The 305-nt window shown below is 53.4% G+C and carries 1 protein-coding gene; it reads right to left on the bottom strand.

Annotated features, from left to right (window positions below; translation table 11 throughout):
- A partial coding sequence (locus SB773_RS30940) for an ATP-binding protein (protein WP_410594071.1) occupies positions 1 to 305 on the bottom strand: 305 nt, incomplete at both ends.

The following is a 305-nucleotide window of genomic DNA, read 5'->3' as shown; positions in this document are numbered from 1 at the left end:
AAATTTGCATGCCGATTCCGCCGCCCCCAGCACTTGCCTTTAGCATGACCGGATATCCAATCGCCGCTGCAATTTCTGCTGCTTCGTCCGGTGTTTCGACCGGCGCTTCGCACCCTGGAACTACTGGTACGCCTGCTGCCTGCATAATATGACGGGCAGTCAGCTTGTCGCCCATCTGACCGATTACTTTTGGTGCAGGTCCTATGAATACGATGCCCTCTTCGCCAACGCGCCGGGCAAAAGCTTCATTTTCGGATAAAAGACCGTACCCAGGATGAATTGCATCAGCATTTGTACTCTTCGCT

Source organism: Bacillus sp. SIMBA_074 (assembly GCF_046534555.1).
Taxonomy (GTDB): Bacteria; Bacillota; Bacilli; order Bacillales; family Bacillaceae_G; genus Bacillus_A; species Bacillus_A mycoides.
The sequence above is the reverse complement of the archived record's forward strand: the minus strand, read 5'-3'. Positions and strand labels throughout refer to the sequence as shown.